17 protein-coding genes are annotated in these 17,329 nt (G+C 37.5%); 1 reads left to right on the top strand and 16 read right to left on the bottom strand.

The annotated features are described in order from the left end of the window. Window positions 1-3: 3 nt before the first annotated feature. The 11 genes from MTO68_RS13875 to MTO68_RS13925 form a co-directional block, all read right to left on the bottom strand. Window positions 4-3,507 carry a packaged DNA stabilization protein gene (locus tag MTO68_RS13875; RefSeq protein ID WP_244012948.1) on the bottom strand — a complete coding sequence of 1,168 codons (3,504 nt, stop codon included), beginning with the start codon at window positions 3,505-3,507 and terminating at the stop codon, window positions 4-6. Then, window positions 3,500-4,123, bottom strand: a complete 624-nt coding sequence (locus tag MTO68_RS13880; RefSeq protein WP_244012949.1) for a hypothetical protein — start codon at window positions 4,121-4,123, stop codon at window positions 3,500-3,502. Before MTO68_RS13880 ends, MTO68_RS13875 begins: the two co-directional genes overlap by 8 nt. Window positions 4,124-4,187: 64 nt before the next feature. After that, a complete protein-coding gene (locus MTO68_RS13885; protein WP_244012951.1) occupies window positions 4,188-4,553 on the bottom strand; it encodes a hypothetical protein in 366 nt (121 codons plus the stop codon). Between the two features lie 139 nt (window positions 4,554-4,692). Continuing rightward, complete coding sequence (locus tag MTO68_RS13890) at window positions 4,693-5,208, bottom strand: hypothetical protein (RefSeq protein ID WP_244012953.1); 516 nt, start codon at window positions 5,206-5,208, stop codon at window positions 4,693-4,695. Window positions 5,209-5,272: 64 nt separating this feature from the next. Next, window positions 5,273-6,502: a P22 phage major capsid protein family protein gene (locus MTO68_RS13895; protein WP_244012955.1), complete on the bottom strand. Its 1,230-nt coding sequence runs from the start codon at window positions 6,500-6,502 to the stop codon at window positions 5,273-5,275. A gap of 12 nt (window positions 6,503-6,514) precedes the next feature. Beyond that, entirely contained in the window at window positions 6,515-7,315 is an 801-nt protein-coding gene (locus MTO68_RS13900; RefSeq protein ID WP_244012957.1) for a hypothetical protein, read from the bottom strand. A gap of 1 nt (window position 7,316) precedes the next feature. Continuing rightward, window positions 7,317-9,536, bottom strand: a complete 2,220-nt coding sequence (locus MTO68_RS13905; protein ID WP_244012959.1) for a portal protein — start codon at window positions 9,534-9,536, stop codon at window positions 7,317-7,319. Beyond that, window positions 9,533-11,077 carry a terminase gene (locus MTO68_RS13910; protein ID WP_244012961.1) on the bottom strand — a complete coding sequence of 515 codons (1,545 nt, stop codon included), beginning with the start codon at window positions 11,075-11,077 and terminating at the stop codon, window positions 9,533-9,535. The genes MTO68_RS13905 and MTO68_RS13910 overlap by 4 nt, the downstream gene beginning before the upstream one ends. 4 nt (window positions 11,078-11,081) lie before the next feature. Next, on the bottom strand, window positions 11,082-11,837 hold the full coding sequence (locus MTO68_RS13915; RefSeq protein WP_244012963.1) for a terminase small subunit: 756 nt from the start codon (window positions 11,835-11,837) through the stop codon (window positions 11,082-11,084). A 53-nt stretch (window positions 11,838-11,890) separates the two neighbouring features. Beyond that, complete coding sequence (locus MTO68_RS13920; protein WP_244012964.1) at window positions 11,891-12,067, bottom strand: hypothetical protein; 177 nt, start codon at window positions 12,065-12,067, stop codon at window positions 11,891-11,893. 292 nt (window positions 12,068-12,359) lie between these two features. Beyond that, entirely contained in the window at window positions 12,360-13,352 is a 993-nt protein-coding gene (locus MTO68_RS13925; protein WP_244012966.1) for a hypothetical protein, read from the bottom strand. Between the two features lie 323 nt (window positions 13,353-13,675). On the opposite strand from MTO68_RS13925, the gene MTO68_RS13930 reads away from it, so the two are divergent. Further along, window positions 13,676-13,888: a hypothetical protein gene (locus tag MTO68_RS13930; protein ID WP_244012968.1), complete on the top strand. Its 213-nt coding sequence runs from the start codon at window positions 13,676-13,678 to the stop codon at window positions 13,886-13,888. Window positions 13,889-13,988: 100 nt separating this feature from the next. On the opposite strand, the gene MTO68_RS13935 is transcribed toward MTO68_RS13930, so the two are convergent. The 5 genes from MTO68_RS13935 to MTO68_RS13955 are packed head-to-tail and all read right to left on the bottom strand — an operon-like array spanning window position 13,989 to window position 17,308. After that, on the bottom strand, window positions 13,989-14,441 hold the full coding sequence (locus MTO68_RS13935) for a hypothetical protein (RefSeq protein WP_244012970.1): 453 nt from the start codon (window positions 14,439-14,441) through the stop codon (window positions 13,989-13,991). 49 nt (window positions 14,442-14,490) lie between these two features. Beyond that, window positions 14,491-15,936, bottom strand: a complete 1,446-nt coding sequence (locus tag MTO68_RS13940) for a replicative DNA helicase (protein WP_244012972.1) — start codon at window positions 15,934-15,936, stop codon at window positions 14,491-14,493. Further along, entirely contained in the window at window positions 15,933-16,781 is an 849-nt protein-coding gene (locus tag MTO68_RS13945; protein ID WP_244012974.1) for a YdaU family protein, read from the bottom strand. The genes MTO68_RS13940 and MTO68_RS13945 overlap by 4 nt, the downstream gene beginning before the upstream one ends. Before the next feature lie 10 nt (window positions 16,782-16,791). After that, window positions 16,792-17,067 (bottom strand): hypothetical protein, encoded by a 276-nt coding sequence (locus MTO68_RS13950; RefSeq protein WP_244012976.1) that lies wholly within the window; start codon window positions 17,065-17,067, stop codon window positions 16,792-16,794. A gap of 49 nt (window positions 17,068-17,116) precedes the next feature. Further along, the gene (locus MTO68_RS13955) at window positions 17,117-17,308 is read right to left on the bottom strand and encodes a helix-turn-helix domain-containing protein (RefSeq protein ID WP_244012978.1); all 192 of its coding nucleotides are present in this window, start codon (window positions 17,306-17,308) and stop codon (window positions 17,117-17,119) included. Window positions 17,309-17,329 lie beyond the last annotated feature (21 nt).

Below are 17,329 nucleotides of genomic sequence, written 5' to 3' on the forward strand. Positions count from 1 at the left end.
CTCCTAAAGATATTCTATATCGAGATCATTAGCATCATCTGTAAGTATTTTGCCGCCATTGTGGACTATAATTTTACCCAATTTGCCACCTTGACAAAGCTTACCAGCCAAACCACCCATAGCTTGATCATTCCTTAAGTCCTCCCATTTACGTTTAAACTCCCTCTGGTATAGTCCGCTATTTTCCATAACATTGTTAATAACAAAAGGAAGGCCATCACTATCATCTGGTGGAGATTTTACGGATCGTTTAGCAAAGCCTCCAGGTAACCCCGAATTAAACTTTGCCATTTCCTCATTATTAAAATCAAAAGCATACTTAGGAATTGGCATTTTGCTTTTCAAGTAATCAGTAAAAGCATACTCATTTGAAATTGTTGACAATGCATAAGGGAAATCATCATTAGGCGCATTGTAATTACCCACTATTCCGTTAGGCAAACCACCAGTACCACCAAATAAGTAAAACTCGCCTGTGATTTTATCGAACTGCCAATCAGTCCATTCAGTCCATTCATTTGAGTTTTCAAAAGTATGTCTTTCTCTAAACTCAACCTTTAATTTACCAGTTGGGAATGAAGCGCCTCCACCCCCACCAGCAATAATCCTACCTGTTGATTTCACTGTTAAGTTGACTATTACATCTTCATCAAAGTTACTAATTGGAGCAAAACCATTTTGCCCATTCAAGTCATAGTTGCCTGTTAAGCGATCAACGATATTACCGCCTGCGCCGCCCAATCCATAAACCTCAGATTCAATATTTAAATTCACAGTAACATTGCTACCCCAAACGTCATAAATCCACTGATTGTTGCTTTCTATTGGTGCTCCCCATCTATTCTCATAACCAGATCCCTCTTGGCCTTTTATGAGTTTTCTTGGGAATTCACCAACAAAAATACTTGAAGCTTTAACATGATCAAACTGGCTGTAATTAGGATCCATATTACACAACGCATTACACATTTTAGTTGGATACTGCTCTGTAAAGTAATCCTCAATATTTACATAAGGTTTTAAGTCTGATTTGATGTTGTATTCAACGACGAGGTCGCTTTGTAAATACACAGGATATTTACGACTAAATTCATACCTTAAATTAATTGCGTAAGATGGCCTGTCTTTAACATCTACAACAAGTTTTCGAGGTGCAAGAACAATACATAAATTCCGCTCTAAATAATTTGCAGAATCATTTAAAGCTGTTTTTGTACTCTGGCAACCTAGTGGGGTGAAATATCTAAATCTTAATTTGATCTCTTTTTCTGTCATATTCTCAAATACATAGGTATTGATATTTTCAAGAATTGGATCTTCATAAAATTCTTTAGACATTGCTCGAATGCCGTGCCATCTCTCTAAATCTTTAGAGTGGTAAAAAGGATCATTCGCGTTAGTTACAAAAAGCTGATCGTTGATATAAATCTGCATCATCGCTTGAGCTTTACTAAAGTCACTCACACTATAATACTGATATGCAAAGAAATTATTGCTTTCACTCGGCTTGTAAATTAAATCCTCAGTAAATTGTTTACCAAGTTGGATAGTCACCCCATCATCACTTTCAACAAATGAAGTGTTAACATTTTCATCTGGTGATGTAATAGTGCCTTTAACATAGCCATTTTTTTTGAATGAAATCTTTGTGGATGCAATCTTTTCATTGCGTAAATATATCGCAGGAATATTATTATTAATTTCACCAACAAAGAGTAAATCAATATTTTTACTAGAAAATACTCTTTGTAAGCGAGTTAAATAATCCCATTGAGTATCCCAATCTTTTGCGGTTGCAACTAGAACATCATCAATATATAAATCTTGATTTGTCACATTGTTTAATACAAACCAATCTGGACCATCAAATCCCGGCTCAGGATCCACTTCTTTGTTTGTTGCTAAACACGCTCCAAAATGTGTTCCTGAAAAATTATTTACAACAGTCGAGTTATCCCACGCAAAAATAAATAATTCTGGATTTTTTGACAGAAATTCAATTTTAGCGGTCGAATCCTTATTAAGATTTATAAATTGAAATGCGTTAAGCCAATCATACCCTTCTGGTAAAAAAACGAGTGGATAAAATGAAGGCTCTAGCTGTATATGCTCTGGTATAGGTCGATCAAATGGATATACTTCACCATCAATTCTTAACTCAAAATAATCCATTGGATTATTTGTATTTGATAAAGTTCTAGCAGCGATTGAAGGAACCTCAGATTGCTTAGCTGCCATAGCAACTCGAACGCTATTTGATTCATCATTACACATAATAATCAAAGGCGGTTCAGGATCAATCCTCTGCACATTCTCTAAATTAAACCCAGTTTCGCACACAATTTCCAACTTACTAAAACGAGTCAATTTTTTGTCAGTAATCACAGCTTGAGCTGTTCTTTCACGTAAAATCAACTCACCATCATCAGTGAATGTATTGTTATCGAGTTGGTATAATTTACCGTTTCGATAGTCCCCGACAATATGGGTATTGTTGAAATAAGCATGATGCTGAGAACGATGACGCTCATGTAAGCCCTGAGCATTGGTAAAAGAGCGTTGATGCCAAAGACCTGTTGAAACATCAAAGCAATACGTCACATTTGCCGATGGGAACGAAATCACATAGAAAACATGCCCCTCGATCTGATAAGCATAAGCAGAAGCATCAGAAGTCTTGGTAAATGAGGATATCTCCTCTTCAAGCGCATGAGTCGAGATACGATCAGGAATACCACCGCCACTCATCACAATTTGATTGCCACCAAACTCGCTGACACCTAGCCAAATCACACCAGTAGCGAGAGAAACAATACTATCAGGAGCAAGACAACCAAAAGCCATTGCACCGCCTGACAAACGAGAAAACGGAGAATTACTCGAACCAGTACCGTAATAACGCTCTACACTTTGCGCACCAAACAACCATAATTCACGGTTAAATGTCACAATTGCAGTGATGTTGTCGGGTGTAGATTCTGCGGTTGCGTACGATAACGCATTTACTTTAGTGCTATACAAATCAGACCAGTAGAATTGACCTGTATTTGCTTTATTCACCACAAAACGACCATCTAAAAATAAAACATGTGTTGAGCGTGGAATCGTTGAGCCAGATAAACGCGTTAAGGTTAATTTCTTTAGATCAAGCGCATAGGTATATGTGCCATTTACAATAAGCGCAACTTGGCCGTTGTCTGCAATTCGCACTGTACCAAGGGCACTGATTAAACCAATCTCAGTGAGTTCTAATTTATTTGATTTGCTGTGGTATAGCTTTTTACCAATTACCGCAATCAATGCACCATTTGATAAAACAAATAGACAACGGGTAGCGGCAACTTCACCAGTAAATAATTTTTTTAGACCTGGTGTAGGCATCAATGCTGCTACACGTGAGCCGTTTGGATATTCAATAGTTTGCGGATACCAGTTAATGCAATTTTGACAACTAATACTTTGAGATTGCATTTTGTAGGCTGGACCAACCAAAAGCAATTTAATCATAATGCCCCCAATGTCTACCACGGCTAATACCCATCAATACTCGATCTGGTTTTACTGGTGTTGGTGTAGATTGTGCACGATGCATAATACGCATAGCTTGCTGATATTGCTGCTGAACATCAGGAGTAATCGGTAATTGATATTCTGGTGCAAGCTCAATTGCTAAAGCGTATTTAATTGCGCGAAAATACCCATTTGGTACTTTAATATCATCAAGCGCTTTGAGTGGAAATTGAGGACTAATCAAAGATTGAATCGTTAATTTTCCTGTGATTTTTTGGGGAACAAGCAACTCATAGCCATTCAGCACCTTGGTATACTCAATGCAATTTTTAGGCTTGTTTTGAGCAATATCACGATAGATTTTGATTTCTTCGTCATTGAGCTTGGCATCATCTGTAATCAGTTTTGCTTCGACTTGATACAACGAATTACCATTTAGGTTGATCTCAATATCTTGAGTTGAATACACATAATCTCGTGATGTAGACCATTGCCCCAGTAGCATATTTAAAGAGGATACTGCATCACTCAACTCAGCATCTGTCATATTTTCGCCTGACGCAATGATGCCAATAACACGCGCTGAGGCATGGACTAAATCACGAACTTTCATCAGCTTTTCCTTAGGCAAAAAAATCCACTCCGGAGAGTGGTTAAAAAAGATGTTAATTTAAATCTTAGTCTTTAATTAATTCAAACGATGCTAATGTTGTATTTAAAAGTGAACTTAATACAATATCCATTTTTAAAATATCAGTAGCATCATCTATACCAGTTACTTTAAGTTGTTTAATCTTAAAGGTATCGATTAAAAATATTAAAATTTTAATCAATGTGTTTTTTATATCTTCTGAATTATTTAAACAGTTTAAAAAAATTTGATTATCAATCCTATCATCTTTTAAACTACCTAAATTAATAATAGCAAAGTCACTTGCATGATAAGCATCAAAATAAATCTTATCATGTATAATCATTGCTTTTAAAGTAATTAAATCCTTGTTGTCATTTGAGTTTAAATTTAACTCATTAATTATTAACATTTTATTATCTCCTTACATTTATTGTTTTTATATAACATCTTTTTTATTTTAGGTCCGCATTGTAACACAAAATTATAAATAAATCAATCTAAGCCATCGACCTGTGAACTAAACAGGTCGATTTTAATTCTAAATACTATTAAACACTTAATAAGCCTACCAAAGTATCTTTATTGTCACGTGCTAAATACTTAATACCCTTAGCATCAAGGATTGTTCGCAATTGCTCAGAAGTCATTGAGTTGTAATCGACTGCATCTGTAGCGTTCACTGTTTCAGCTTTGAATAAATCAATGACCAGTTTTAATTGTTGGTTTTCTTCAAGTGCTTTGCTCAATTGAGCTTTGAGATCATCATTTTCAACTTTGAAATCATCACGCTCAGTTTGGGCAACATTGAGCTGTAATTCTTTTTGAACAAGCTCTTCACTAACTGCATCAAATTGCTCAATGGGTACAAAAGCATTTTTAAAATCTTCGCTTGATGCACCACCTAGCATGCCGCCACTCGACATTTGCTCAACTTCACTTTCTAAATCAGTAAAATCAACAAAACCTAATTCACGTAATTCAGCTTCATGATCTTCATTTTGTGCAAGTTGATGCTTATGTGATTGAGTCGAACCTACATATAGCATTTTTGGGAATTCACGCATTTTACATACTCCAAAAATGACAACGCCCCAATTAAGGGGCATGTGTTGTCATTTATATTGTTGATTAATCGATACGGCCTACACGCGCGGCATGATTACCACGGACCATGGTAAAGCCATAAAGAACATCAATACGTGTTCCCTCATAGTCACTTACCCAGTTACCACCTGTTTGCACACGCAATGCCATTGTTTCGGTGTTAAAGGAGTAACCCTCGCAACCTGCAAGCACTTTCAATGGAGCAAAAGCAGCACTAAAAGCGTCCTTTGTGTAGCAAAGCGCCTGATCAATAACATCGTTATCAGCACCAACGAAAGTTAAGCCAGCAGCATTTGCAGGAGATGCTGAAACATTGGCATTTGCTTGTTTGGTCCCGCCAACTAAATCAGGTGTGATTTCAGGATAGATTTTTAATGTCGCTGTTGCACCACCTGCCGTTACATCTTCAAGCACTACAAACTGCATAAGCTTGCCATAAGATAAGCGAGTTAACGGATGTAGCATTTCAACACCAGGTAAACTAAAAACCTGACCTGCTTTGATCACATCGCCATTAGCCAAACCACCAACTGTCAATAAGCCACCAGTTTGACCAGCGCCATTAACAGTAATCTCAGATGTTTTACCATTTACTTGACGGTAAATATGCTCAGACTCAACAAAGTCAAAACCACGTGCACGGCCTACATAACCTTCTTTATATTGCTTGGCAATTTCAGCATTTGGATTAAATAATGTACCTGACGTATCAACGATGCCGTTGGTAAATTCAGATGACAGTAAGGCAATACGACCAGCTGCAGGCGTTAAGGAGCGTGCCAACATTTCACGTGCACGGCCAAAAGGTGCAAGCGGTGAGATTTCGTTTGCACCAATCAATGTGCTGTTGTTTACAGTCACAATTGCACGTTTAAGTAGATCAGCATCTACAGTAGTTGCTAAAGACTGGATAGCTGGCTTTAAAAAACGATCTTTGAAGTCGGTTAAGGTTAATGTTTGTTCGGCTGCACCAAATTCCAAAGACACGTGTTTTTGAGTATCAACTTTTAAAACGCGTGTTGATTCTTTGGCGTTTAGGTCCGCATCATCCCCGTTATATTCTTTGCCATCAGTAACAATTGGCACTGGTGGGATTTTGATTCGAACTTGCGAACCGACTTTATAACCCGCTTTATCTTTATTGAATTCTGTCTCACGACCACGGTTGATCGATTTAATAAAGACAGATTCTTCAATTAGCATTGCTGCTGCTTCTTTTGCTACAACATCATGCGTTAAAACATTATTTGACATATTTCAATTACCTTATTTGATACCACGGCTGCGCAAAAACTCTTCATCAGATCCTTTGTATGGATCTTTTTTTGAGTTTGCCACACCCTTTGGTGGAGTCACTGGCGCAGGGGCATTAGGGATTTTTGGAGTTTTTGGACTATTTTTAAGTGTTGCTCGGATTTCCCCAAGCTTCATTAATTGCTGTGTTGGACTCATATCGAGCAATTCAACAACATCAACAGGATCTTTACCTAGTTCATAAAGCACAGCAGGCGCAGCATCACCCAACTCAAGCACTGCTCGGCTTAGTTGTACTGGTAATTCCCCACCACTAATATGAACAAGTGCACCAACAACACGCTGATAATCAGGATGAGTTTTTAAAAACTCTGCTTCAGCTACTTCAAGTTTGTACGCTTGAGCTTGATGTAATTGATCATTACGTTGTTGCTCATGTTGGCTTGCGTACTCCTGCCGTGCTTTATCTGCTTGGAACTTAGAGATTGCATTTGCATAATCTTCGATTGAATCGTATTCATGCAATTGTGGCTCTTTAGAAGCAGACTGAGCTTGACTTGCATACTTTTGCTCTAACTCTTGAGCTTTACGAATTGCGTCGTTTTTCTCCCAAGTTAGTTTTGCAATACGCTTATCAATCGCACTTTGCCGTTGAGTAGCTTTTTCCTCTTCTGCTTTTTGGGCAGCTTCGGCTTGCTGTTCCTCTGTTAATTCGACTTCACTGCCATCACCTTGAGTCTGTTCAGATTGCTCTGTCTCTACTGGTGTTGTGGTTTGTTCAGTGTTGTCTGTTGTTTGCTCTAAATCTTCCATACTACTGCTCACTTATGCCTTGAAAACCGTCAAGTTCGGGGTTTTGTTCATCTACAGTCAGGTTTTGCGCATTTATCCCAATTTGACCGTCATCAGGTGCGAATTCTTGTTGCTGTGCCTGCTGCTCTAACATCTGCTGTTCAAGCATTTGTTGATCTTGAGGCATTAAAAAACCGCCATCTTGTGGCGGTTCTTGATAAGTCTGTTGTTCGGGTGGTGGCTGATTGTGTGAATTGGTATCAAGCCATTCTTCAGGCGGTTGCATATGTTGCAAAATCAGATTGATTGCACCTTTGAGCTCTTCCAATTCAGCTTTGGCTACATTATTAATTTGGGCTACAGCAAGCGTTGTTTCTGCTTTGAGTTTCTCAATCTCAAACTTAGCTTGACGTTCTGCGTTCTTATCCTCAACTTGTGCTTGAGCTTGTTGCAATGCTTGTTGAAGCTGCTGCATTTGCTGCTGATATTGTTGCATTAATGCTTGTAGCTGCGGATCTTCACCATCTTGTGTCAGGGCAGGATTAAGAGATTTTTTGATACGTTCAACAATATCTTCAAGCATATTGCCGTCATCAAAAGCTTTGAGCAATAAGTCAGGTGCGACTTGACCGATCTGTGGAACAAACTGCAATAATTCTGTAAGTGCTTGCTTATTCTCTTGACGTTGACTGATAAAGCTTGGCCCTGTAGACATACGAATATCATAACGACCAACTGTTAAATTATTTAAAATTCCATCAATTACACCATCAACTTTTTGCCCTTGCTGTTGCATTGGCGCAGGTGCATTTAGTTGAACACGCTCAGTTTTATTGTCTTCACCTGTTATACGTTTCACCATTTGCACTGAATAGGCTTTTTGATAAACGCCAATCAACACACGGCCAACCTGAGCAAGTGATTTATTCAAATTGTCAGTGATATGAAAATGGCTCACATCGGCACGTTGTTGCAGCATACCAATGGCTTTACCTGAAAGACCACGCTCATCACTCCCCATTGCTGCAGGTTGCATATTGAGAATCTGCTCAATACTTTGCTTGGCTCCATCTGCTGCATTTAAAATGCCGTTTAAAGCAGTTAATGAAGGCATTTGTTGAGGTGGAGGTAACGGCACATCATTTTCATCAGTAACATGGTTATAGCGTAAAACTTGATAACCGTTAGGATTCGCCCATTCAGGCAAATCACGTGATGCCTCAACAGATACCATATATTGCTTACGCAATCCCTCTAAAATTTGTTGAGCTTCTGACGATTTCCAAAAGTTATAGAGCTTTTGAGGATCACGCGCAAAATGCACCATTGAATACACATAACGCTTTTCACCATCCCAAGTCACATCTCCATATACCGGGATAATCGGCAACATTGGTACAATAAATTCGCGATCTTCTAAAACTTTTGTACCAGTAAGCTTATACCACCAACATTTCTCTTCATAACTGTCGCGCTCTTTTTCAATTAGCGATACATCATCTGGTTTATTGTATGTGGTTGTGCCATCAATCAATAAATACAAAGTCTTTGATTTTCGCTGAATCTCAAACATTTCAGCAACACATACCGTTTTATCATCGTGATTGAGCCATTCACTATTTTGAATTGAATCATCAAAATCGCTTGCGGCATCTTCACCGTATTGGTCGATAATGTCAGCCCTTGGCAACCATGTTTTAATCACAACATAGCGAGCATCTGAGCCATCTAGTTCTTTACTCATCGGATCAAGATAAACTGACTCTGGATTATGGATTGTGAGAATTTTAGGTTCTTGTTGGAAGCTATCAGGTGAAACGTAATCAACGTGAATACGCACAAAGCCCATGCCACCGTAAACCACGCCCTCAACTGCTGCATCATAGGCATTATCAGCGCCACTGGTTATCTCGGTGTCACGCAACAATCCATTAAAAACTTTCGCAATTGCTGGATCAGCAATATCATCAACAGGTTCAGCTTTGATTTGCTGACGATTCAACCGAGCTGAATTGATTTGTTGTTTGCAATAGGTTCTAAGCACGTTAAAAGTAAGTGTTGGAATGCCGTCATTTTCTCGCTCTTTACGGTCTTTTTCACTCCACTGCGCTTTATCAATTGTCACAAACTGTCGATCATCTTTGCCCAGTTTGTAATTATCAGCCCAATAATCCTCGGCTTCATCACAAAGCTTGCGCACACGTCCAAGAATATCAGTGTCTTTTTTCTTTTCATCTGTCATGACAATGTTGTCCGTTTTGCAAGTGGTGGAGGTGGGGATTTTTTAGCGACACGCCCTATTTGATCTCGTACTTGAGCAAACTGTCTAAATGCGTCAGATGCTTCAGAATGCCCGTCTGATTTGACTGGCTCACTTGTATATGTTTGAGCATGAGCATTAAATTTACGTGTGTAATTCTCGATATGTGTTAAGCCGTTTTTACAACGGTCAACATCAAACCAAACATCATTCATTAGGGCATTACGAGTCTGGTTAATACCATGAAGTAACTCAGAAACCCGCGGCACAATTTCAACATTGGTTAGCCCCAAGTTTTTCAACATTTGTTGAGGAGATAAATTTTTACTTTCGCCTTGTCTTGCGTGAGCACCATCATGAGGTAAATAGTGTTTGCCCCATAAATAGCCTTTGGATTGCATTATTTTGACAAAATACTCATATGGTTCGCCCCATCCCTCAGCAAAATCAATAAACAAATCTTGCATACCCACTCTTTGATGAAACCAAATAGCTGTACCGTCTGAATTACCAATATCCCAAAAGGTATTAACAGGAACGTCTGTCCTAATCGGTAAAGTGCAAATACGTCCTTCTTTACGCACTTTGAGGAATTGCTCTGTATACCAACACCCCTCTTTTGATTTCTTAAATGCTTCATCTGGGGTTGATGGATATTCTTGCCACATCAACTCAGACGATCCACTGAAATCGCTATCACGTGTAGCTACATACCAAGCCCTTTGATCTAAAGTAATTTTTACATTACATTCTTGCTCAATGCCGTCAAAATACTCATGTTCTTTATCTGTGATATGGATATTTTGATGATCAAGCTGATACTCTTTTGCACCATGCCAAGGATAGAAATTGAATTTGTAGTCTTTTTTCGATAACTCCTTACCACTGTCTTTTTTATTTCTAGCAATTTCGGTCATATCAAAGAAATCTCCATGATCACCCTCAGCAGTAGATTCAATAATTACAATCCCATTTGGAGAAACTGCAGGTATAGAGCCCGTTTTAACCTCTTTGGCTTTCTTAGGGTATTGAGCGCAAATCTTGCCATACTCTGAAACATGCAAATATTGCAAAGTTCCTGAGCGCATTGATGTGCCGACTTTAATTGAGCTGTTATTATGAGCAAATAAAAGCTCGCTCGCACTATCACGAGCTAAAGGAAATCTTTCTTTAATTTCAGGTGGTAAATTGTCATAGGCAAATTTAACTTTGTCACGAAATAGCTTTTCGGCTGAATCACGGTCTTGAGCAACCATACCAGCACGAATATTACCTTCACCAAACAAGCAGCAATCCAAATAATAGATTGCTATCAGTGTTGTGAAACCTAACTGCCTCGCCTTGAGAATAATGTTGCGATACCAAAGGTTATTCATAAAATCCAATTGATGCTCATTTGGCATGAATGGAGCTTTAAGACCTTCTGTATCTTCATCACCCTTAATAAGTATCTGATATAAAAAACCGCTTGTAAGACGTTGCCACGGGTCAGACAAGAGTTTTTCTAGCTCGTCTGGTGTCATGGTTTTATCCTTTCGGTTTTAATGTATTACCACTTGCTCTGTTCAATAGTTCTTTAAGTGGATCAGAAATATCATGCTCAATTTTTTCTTTAAATAGGCCCATATGTTGACCTACTAACTTCAAAGCAGCCATTTGATCATGCATTTTGATTTCAATGCCTTCTTTTGTTTGCTTTGCACCTGCATACAATAATTGAGCTGATTCACTTAAAGTTGAAGTATCTTCAAGATGCAAATAGCCCTTGCCCTCGCCATCACATGATGGGCATTCAGGATGAGGTGGTTTAGTTCTACGGAATCCATACCCACCAACATCGGTTGGATAATTACAACGGTAATCTGGATCTTCTTTTTGAATTTCTTTTTCTTCAACTATCGTTTGTTGTAAAGCATTTTCAAATTCTGCTTCATCACGCCACTGGTATTGATGATCTTCACCCCAACAGAAACGACAATTTACTAATTTGTGTTTTACTAGTTCGCGTGGATCAGCTGTACCAATAGCCCAAAGCCTTTGAAGAACATCTATCTGCTCAATGTGTAATTGCTTTGCTCGCTCTGATTTAAGGAACTCAATTCTTTGTTTTACTTCTGGTCTACTAAATACAACAAAGCCATGCTGTTTTGCTGATTTTTCACTATATTTAGCTCTAATTGCGGCTTTAGTAATGTTTAAATCAAATAGATACTCATTGCAGAACAATTCATGTTGATTGTTTTTTAAGGGCTCACTCCCTTTCGGAAGCTCAATATCTTCCATAGAGGAATCTCCAATAAAAAACCTCCCGAAGGAGGTTTGGATTCTTTGCTACATTATTCTAAGGTTGCCTGTACCTGCTTAATTGTGTCGATCATATTTAATTTGAATCCTTCATTAGGATAAGCAACTAAAGTACTTGCTTGAACATGATTTATAACTGCAACAGCAATTGCCGCCTTTGCTTTAAGTAGTTCAATTTCTTTAAGTGTTATTGCTTCAAGATCAGTCATTATTTCTTTCTCTATAATTAATTTAGAAACAATAAATTATCAACTTATCCAAGTAAGATCAATCACTCAACACAACTCTCAAATTCTTAATCTGTTCTTTTAATCGAATCATCACATTGTCTATTACGATTAATTCACTGTGTCTTAATCCTGTTCTGCTAAGGTTCTGATACTTAGACAGCTCAGCACTGCAAAGCTTTAAGTCTTTTCTAGCCTGTACTGTGTCTGTCATAGTTTCCTCTAGGCATTAAAAAACCCCAACAGTGTGGGGTTCTAAATTACAATTATAATTTCAGACTAACACACTACTATTTGCTGAAAATATATTTTTATGACACTGAAAAATGACATGCCTATTATAGGCTTTTAATGCTTCGTAATTATCCACCGTCTTGTTTATCTGCATTCCTTTTTGTAGTTTTTTAATACCAGCTTCATTGAGCCTTTTGACTATATTATCACCATCAGCGCCATACATTTCTTTTATAAGGTTACCCAAATCTTCTCTGATAAAGTGAATATACATAAATGCATCTTTACGTAAATTAAAGCCTAAAAATAAGTCATTTTTAAAGTTGCTTAACGGTGTTAGGTTTATAAAACTTCGGTCAGACAACAAACAGTTTTGATTTGTATATGTAAATAAATTAATTTGATGATAGCTCTCTTTAGATGTAAAAAAGTTATTTGCTATTTCATCGAGTAGATACCAATCCTTTTTAATTGGAACAGTCAGAAGAAATATAACCTTTAACCATTTTTTATAATCATGCTCTGATACTCCAAAACTCTGCATCATATCTACTGGATAGTTATGGGTATCTATTTTGGAGAAATATTTGTTTAAATTATTATCTACAGGTTCCATATTAATAAGGTTGTCAAAACAAAGTAAAGTAAAACTTATACAATATGGATTTCTGAATACATTTAATAATTTTAATTTAAAAACATTCATAAAATGTTCAAACTTAAAAGAGGAATTATCTAAAATCTCATTAGTGGATATTGAAGCATGTTGTTCAATTCTGGTAAATAAATCTTCTAAATTGGCTCTGTCTCTTAAACTGATTAATTCGAATGTGTATAAATCTATAAAATATAGATTTTTAACAGCCTTAATTTCTCCCTGCGCAGTTAGCTTAATTATGTGTTTTGCCCTATCCACAACCTCAAAAGAAAATATTTTTGCTTTATCTCTTCCTGCTACGCCTGTATTACTGGCATTTAATCTCTGTTCTGCTACAGAAATGAAATGTTGATTTTTCTTATGATTTTCAAACATAACTACCCCCAGTTTAATAAGGATAATTCTATAATATAAATGTAAGAAAAGCCCACTGAAAGTGAGCTTTTCTCAATTATATGCTTGCATATACATATATGCTAGCATATAATATTTATAACAAGTCAAGAATGGCAGTTCAAGACTTGGAGGCGGTAACTAAGTTACCAAAACAATAACTCTCAGGAGCTTAGAAGATGAAATACTTAATAATCATTCTTCTAGTTATCTTGGTAATGATTTCACGGTCAGCCTACTAAGATAACGGCAACCTCGAAAGGGGTTGCTCTCCTGATTATAGCTTAACCATAAGGATAATCAATATGTCAGAAATAAAGACTTCAAATGCTCAACTCAAAGCAGCTGATAACTACCGTAATAAAGCACTAGATAAAATCTCACCGATTATTATCTCTAAGAAAGAACAAGATGTTTTTGATGCCTTAACTGCGCTACAGGCGCATTACGGTGACAATCGCTCTAAAGCGGTAAAACAAGCCCTTTTAGCTCATGCAAAAGAGTTAAGATTGGTTTAAATGTTAGGCATAAAAAAAGCTCATTAAGTTAATAATGAGCTTTAATTTTCTATGTGTCTTTAACGCATAGTTTTCAACTATAACCAATATTTCATACTTTTCATTTAAACGCAAACTTTTTATTTAATTTTAACCTTTTGTCATGACCTGCCAAATAAAACTCGCCCGCATACAGCATGCTATTGATTGAGCTGCGACTCAATTTAAATCTTTCTGCCATCTGATCCAAACTTAAACCACAAACCCATTTTTCAATAAATAGATTAACTGCAGGTTTTGCAAATTTACATATTGTTTTTGATTGCTTTAAATCATAGATCATTTTCTCAACCTGCAGCGCTTCAAAATCACTGATCTCAATAATTACCTGTTTTGAGTTAGGTCTTATCTTTGCTTCTTTTTCACGAGCTAACCAATATATCTGATTTATCTCAAGTTGATCAGGCTCATGCCCTCCACGCATTCGGTTAATCGAGATCCATGCGCCATACTGCTTAAACCAATCTTCAAGGGTAAGCTTAGACCAGTCCATAATTTCAATTTTTGAGTTCATTAGGCCACCTTTGAGTCAGCATTTAAAATTTGGTCATTGTTTGTCATGTTCATATCCCAGCCACCTTGGATTTAAATTTCTGATTCTGATCAACGTTTGCCAATTGCTTTTGGAAATACTCCAAGTTTTCATTTGAAACATTTGAGAAGCGACTATATTGCAGTTCTGAGAACAAGAATGTTTCGCCTGTTTCGCCATCACGTACCTTTGAGGCAATAACCTCAAGCATCCCTTTAAACTGAGATTTATCCTTGTTGTAATACTCATCACGATAAAGAAATAGGATTACATCAGCATCTTGCTCTATGGCACCAGATCCACGTAAATCGGACATAACAGGTCTTTTGTTTGGTCGCTTATCAACATCACGGCTTAATTGACTTAGGGCAAATACAGGGCAATCAAATTCCATGGCGATATTTTTTAAACCTTTGGAAATTGCGGTTAAACGCTCATGTTCGGATATGTTTGGGTTTAAGTGAGGTGTTGCTATCAATTGTAGATAATCAATGAAAATAGCCCCTAATGTGCCAAATTTCGCTTTGGTTTTCCTAGCATGTCGTCGTACATCAGCAAGAGTCACAACGCCATCTTTAATCTCAAATGGTGCTTGTTGCATAAGCTTTACAGCATCAGCAAAACCAGTCCAATCATCTGGCTCCATGGCTCCATTTTGCATTCTTTTTAATTCAACACTACCCATCGCTGCGGTAATACGTCTTGAGATTTTTTTCTTTTTCATCTCAATCGATTCAAATAAGACAGGCTTAACAAGATTGGTCGCAATGTGAGTTGAGATGTTTTGTGCAAATGCCGTTTTGCCCATACTTGGACGTGCAGCAACAATGACTAAATCACCGTTTTGGATTTCACCGATTTTATTATCAAGTGCAATAAAACCAGTATTCACACCACGTACTGCATAACTTCCATCCATCTTCTCAATCTGGATCTTATTAACCTCGTCATAGAGATCAACCAATGAGTTAATTAAAGGCTCTGGATCATCGTCACTGATGCCGGTACCAATATCACTCAATACGCTATTTGCCCTTGCTATTGCGTCATCAGCCTCACCATTGCTCAAATCATTGGCGATCTTCTGAATTCGAATAGCCGCCTCTCTGAGCTGTCTACGAGTTACTAAATTTTGCAATGTTTTCAAATAGGCTGAAACATTGTTGCTCAGTGTGACAGGTGCATTCTGGAATAAATCCAAAATGTATTTTTCGTTTACTCCCTGTTTTTCAGAGCCTAATGTTTTCAAGGAACTCATGATGGTGACTTCATCAATCGGTTCACCCTTTTCATGAAGTTTTTTCATAGCACGAAATAAAACAACATGGGTTTGGATTGTAAAAATTGACTCGTTTGCCAGAGGGATTAATTCGCAGCATTCCTGGTAGGTGAACATCGAAACCAAGAAAGCCAATTCACAAGCTGGATCGGACAACTGGTCCTCAACCATTCCTGAAATATTAAATTGGGTATTCACTTACCACCTCCCAGACCTTGGCCATACTTCACAGGTATTGGTTTGATTTCAGGTGGTGGTATTAAATCTTGTTCTTCAGCAGGTTGATCATCTGGAGTCTGGATATACAATCGTGGATCACGCTTGACCCATTTCACAAAGTTTGAGTACATCTGATTTGATCTAATTGATCCAGATTCAAGTTTGGTTTGATAGTAAGCGTTTATCTCAGGCAAGATTTGATTAATCAATTCAGGTGTCATTGGCATCAAACCAGATTGTTTTAACCAGTCATTGAGTTGTTTTACATCAGGTGTCCAAACTTTTAAAACTTGATCAAGAGAATTTTCCTGATTTTCGCTTTTTTGAGCGCTCTCTTGGTTCTTTGGTTTATTGGTTCTATGGTTTATTGGTTTAGGCTTTAAGTGGCTTTCTTTGGGTTTTTCTGGGTTATTTTGGGTTTCTGTTGGGTTATCTTGGCTTTCATTATTTAAGCTACGATTATCCAATATATTGCCATTGTTTGGTGTGTTTCTACGACCAGAACCTTTAGGGCGTCCACCCTTTTTACCATTTTCAGATTGCTTACTTAGAAATCCTTTATAATGATTAAGATCCTCTTCAATATGTGTTTGCACATACTGCCCACCCTCATTAAGTTGAAAGAATTTTTTAAGCACAAATTTTACAGCTTCAATCTCTTCTTCAGATTCAGCCCACACCCAATCAATAGCTTCTTCCAGTGTTGGAAAGCGCTCACGGTCATAGCATGAATCAATGAGCAAGTTGTAAACGCCATGTTGAAGAATATTAAGACGCCCAGCTTTGCGATGGTAATCACCAATATTTCTTTCGTAATAGTGCATGATAACCCTCTTAAAGTTTCGCCTTCGCTTCAATCATATTCTTATGTGCTGATTTGAATCGGTTAAGCAATCCAAACTCAGCCCTGTTTCTTTCCAGATCCTCAAGGATGTCACTAATGAAAGCGCCCTCACCTGGTTTGCATTTTCTCACCACGCCCAAAGCATCCTGCAACTCAACTTCGATTGAGAGAAATTCCTCAAGTGCATCTGCATAAGCATCATGATCAATCCACCATTGGTCATCATTTGCATTGTCTAAATCTTGTGCTAATATCGTTTTATTCATTTTGGTTTGTTCCAAATGTAAAACCGCCTCTGTGTCAGCAGATGGCGGTTTAATTTTTTGATTTACTATTATGATCTGCTAATAATTTCCCGTTAGTTTCTAACTGCAATGCTGCTTGAGTGTTGTATGGGATGCCCTGCTTTTCCCATTTCCACAAAGTAACTCTAGATACACCCATCTCATCTGAAAGCATTTTTTTAGACTTACATTTATAGAAAGTCATTAAATCGCCAATATTCATAGTTAACTTTAATTGCTCAAT

The sequence above is a fragment of the Acinetobacter sp. NyZ410 genome (genome assembly GCF_022828975.1).
GTDB classification, from domain to species: Bacteria; Pseudomonadota; Gammaproteobacteria; order Pseudomonadales; family Moraxellaceae; genus Acinetobacter; species Acinetobacter guillouiae.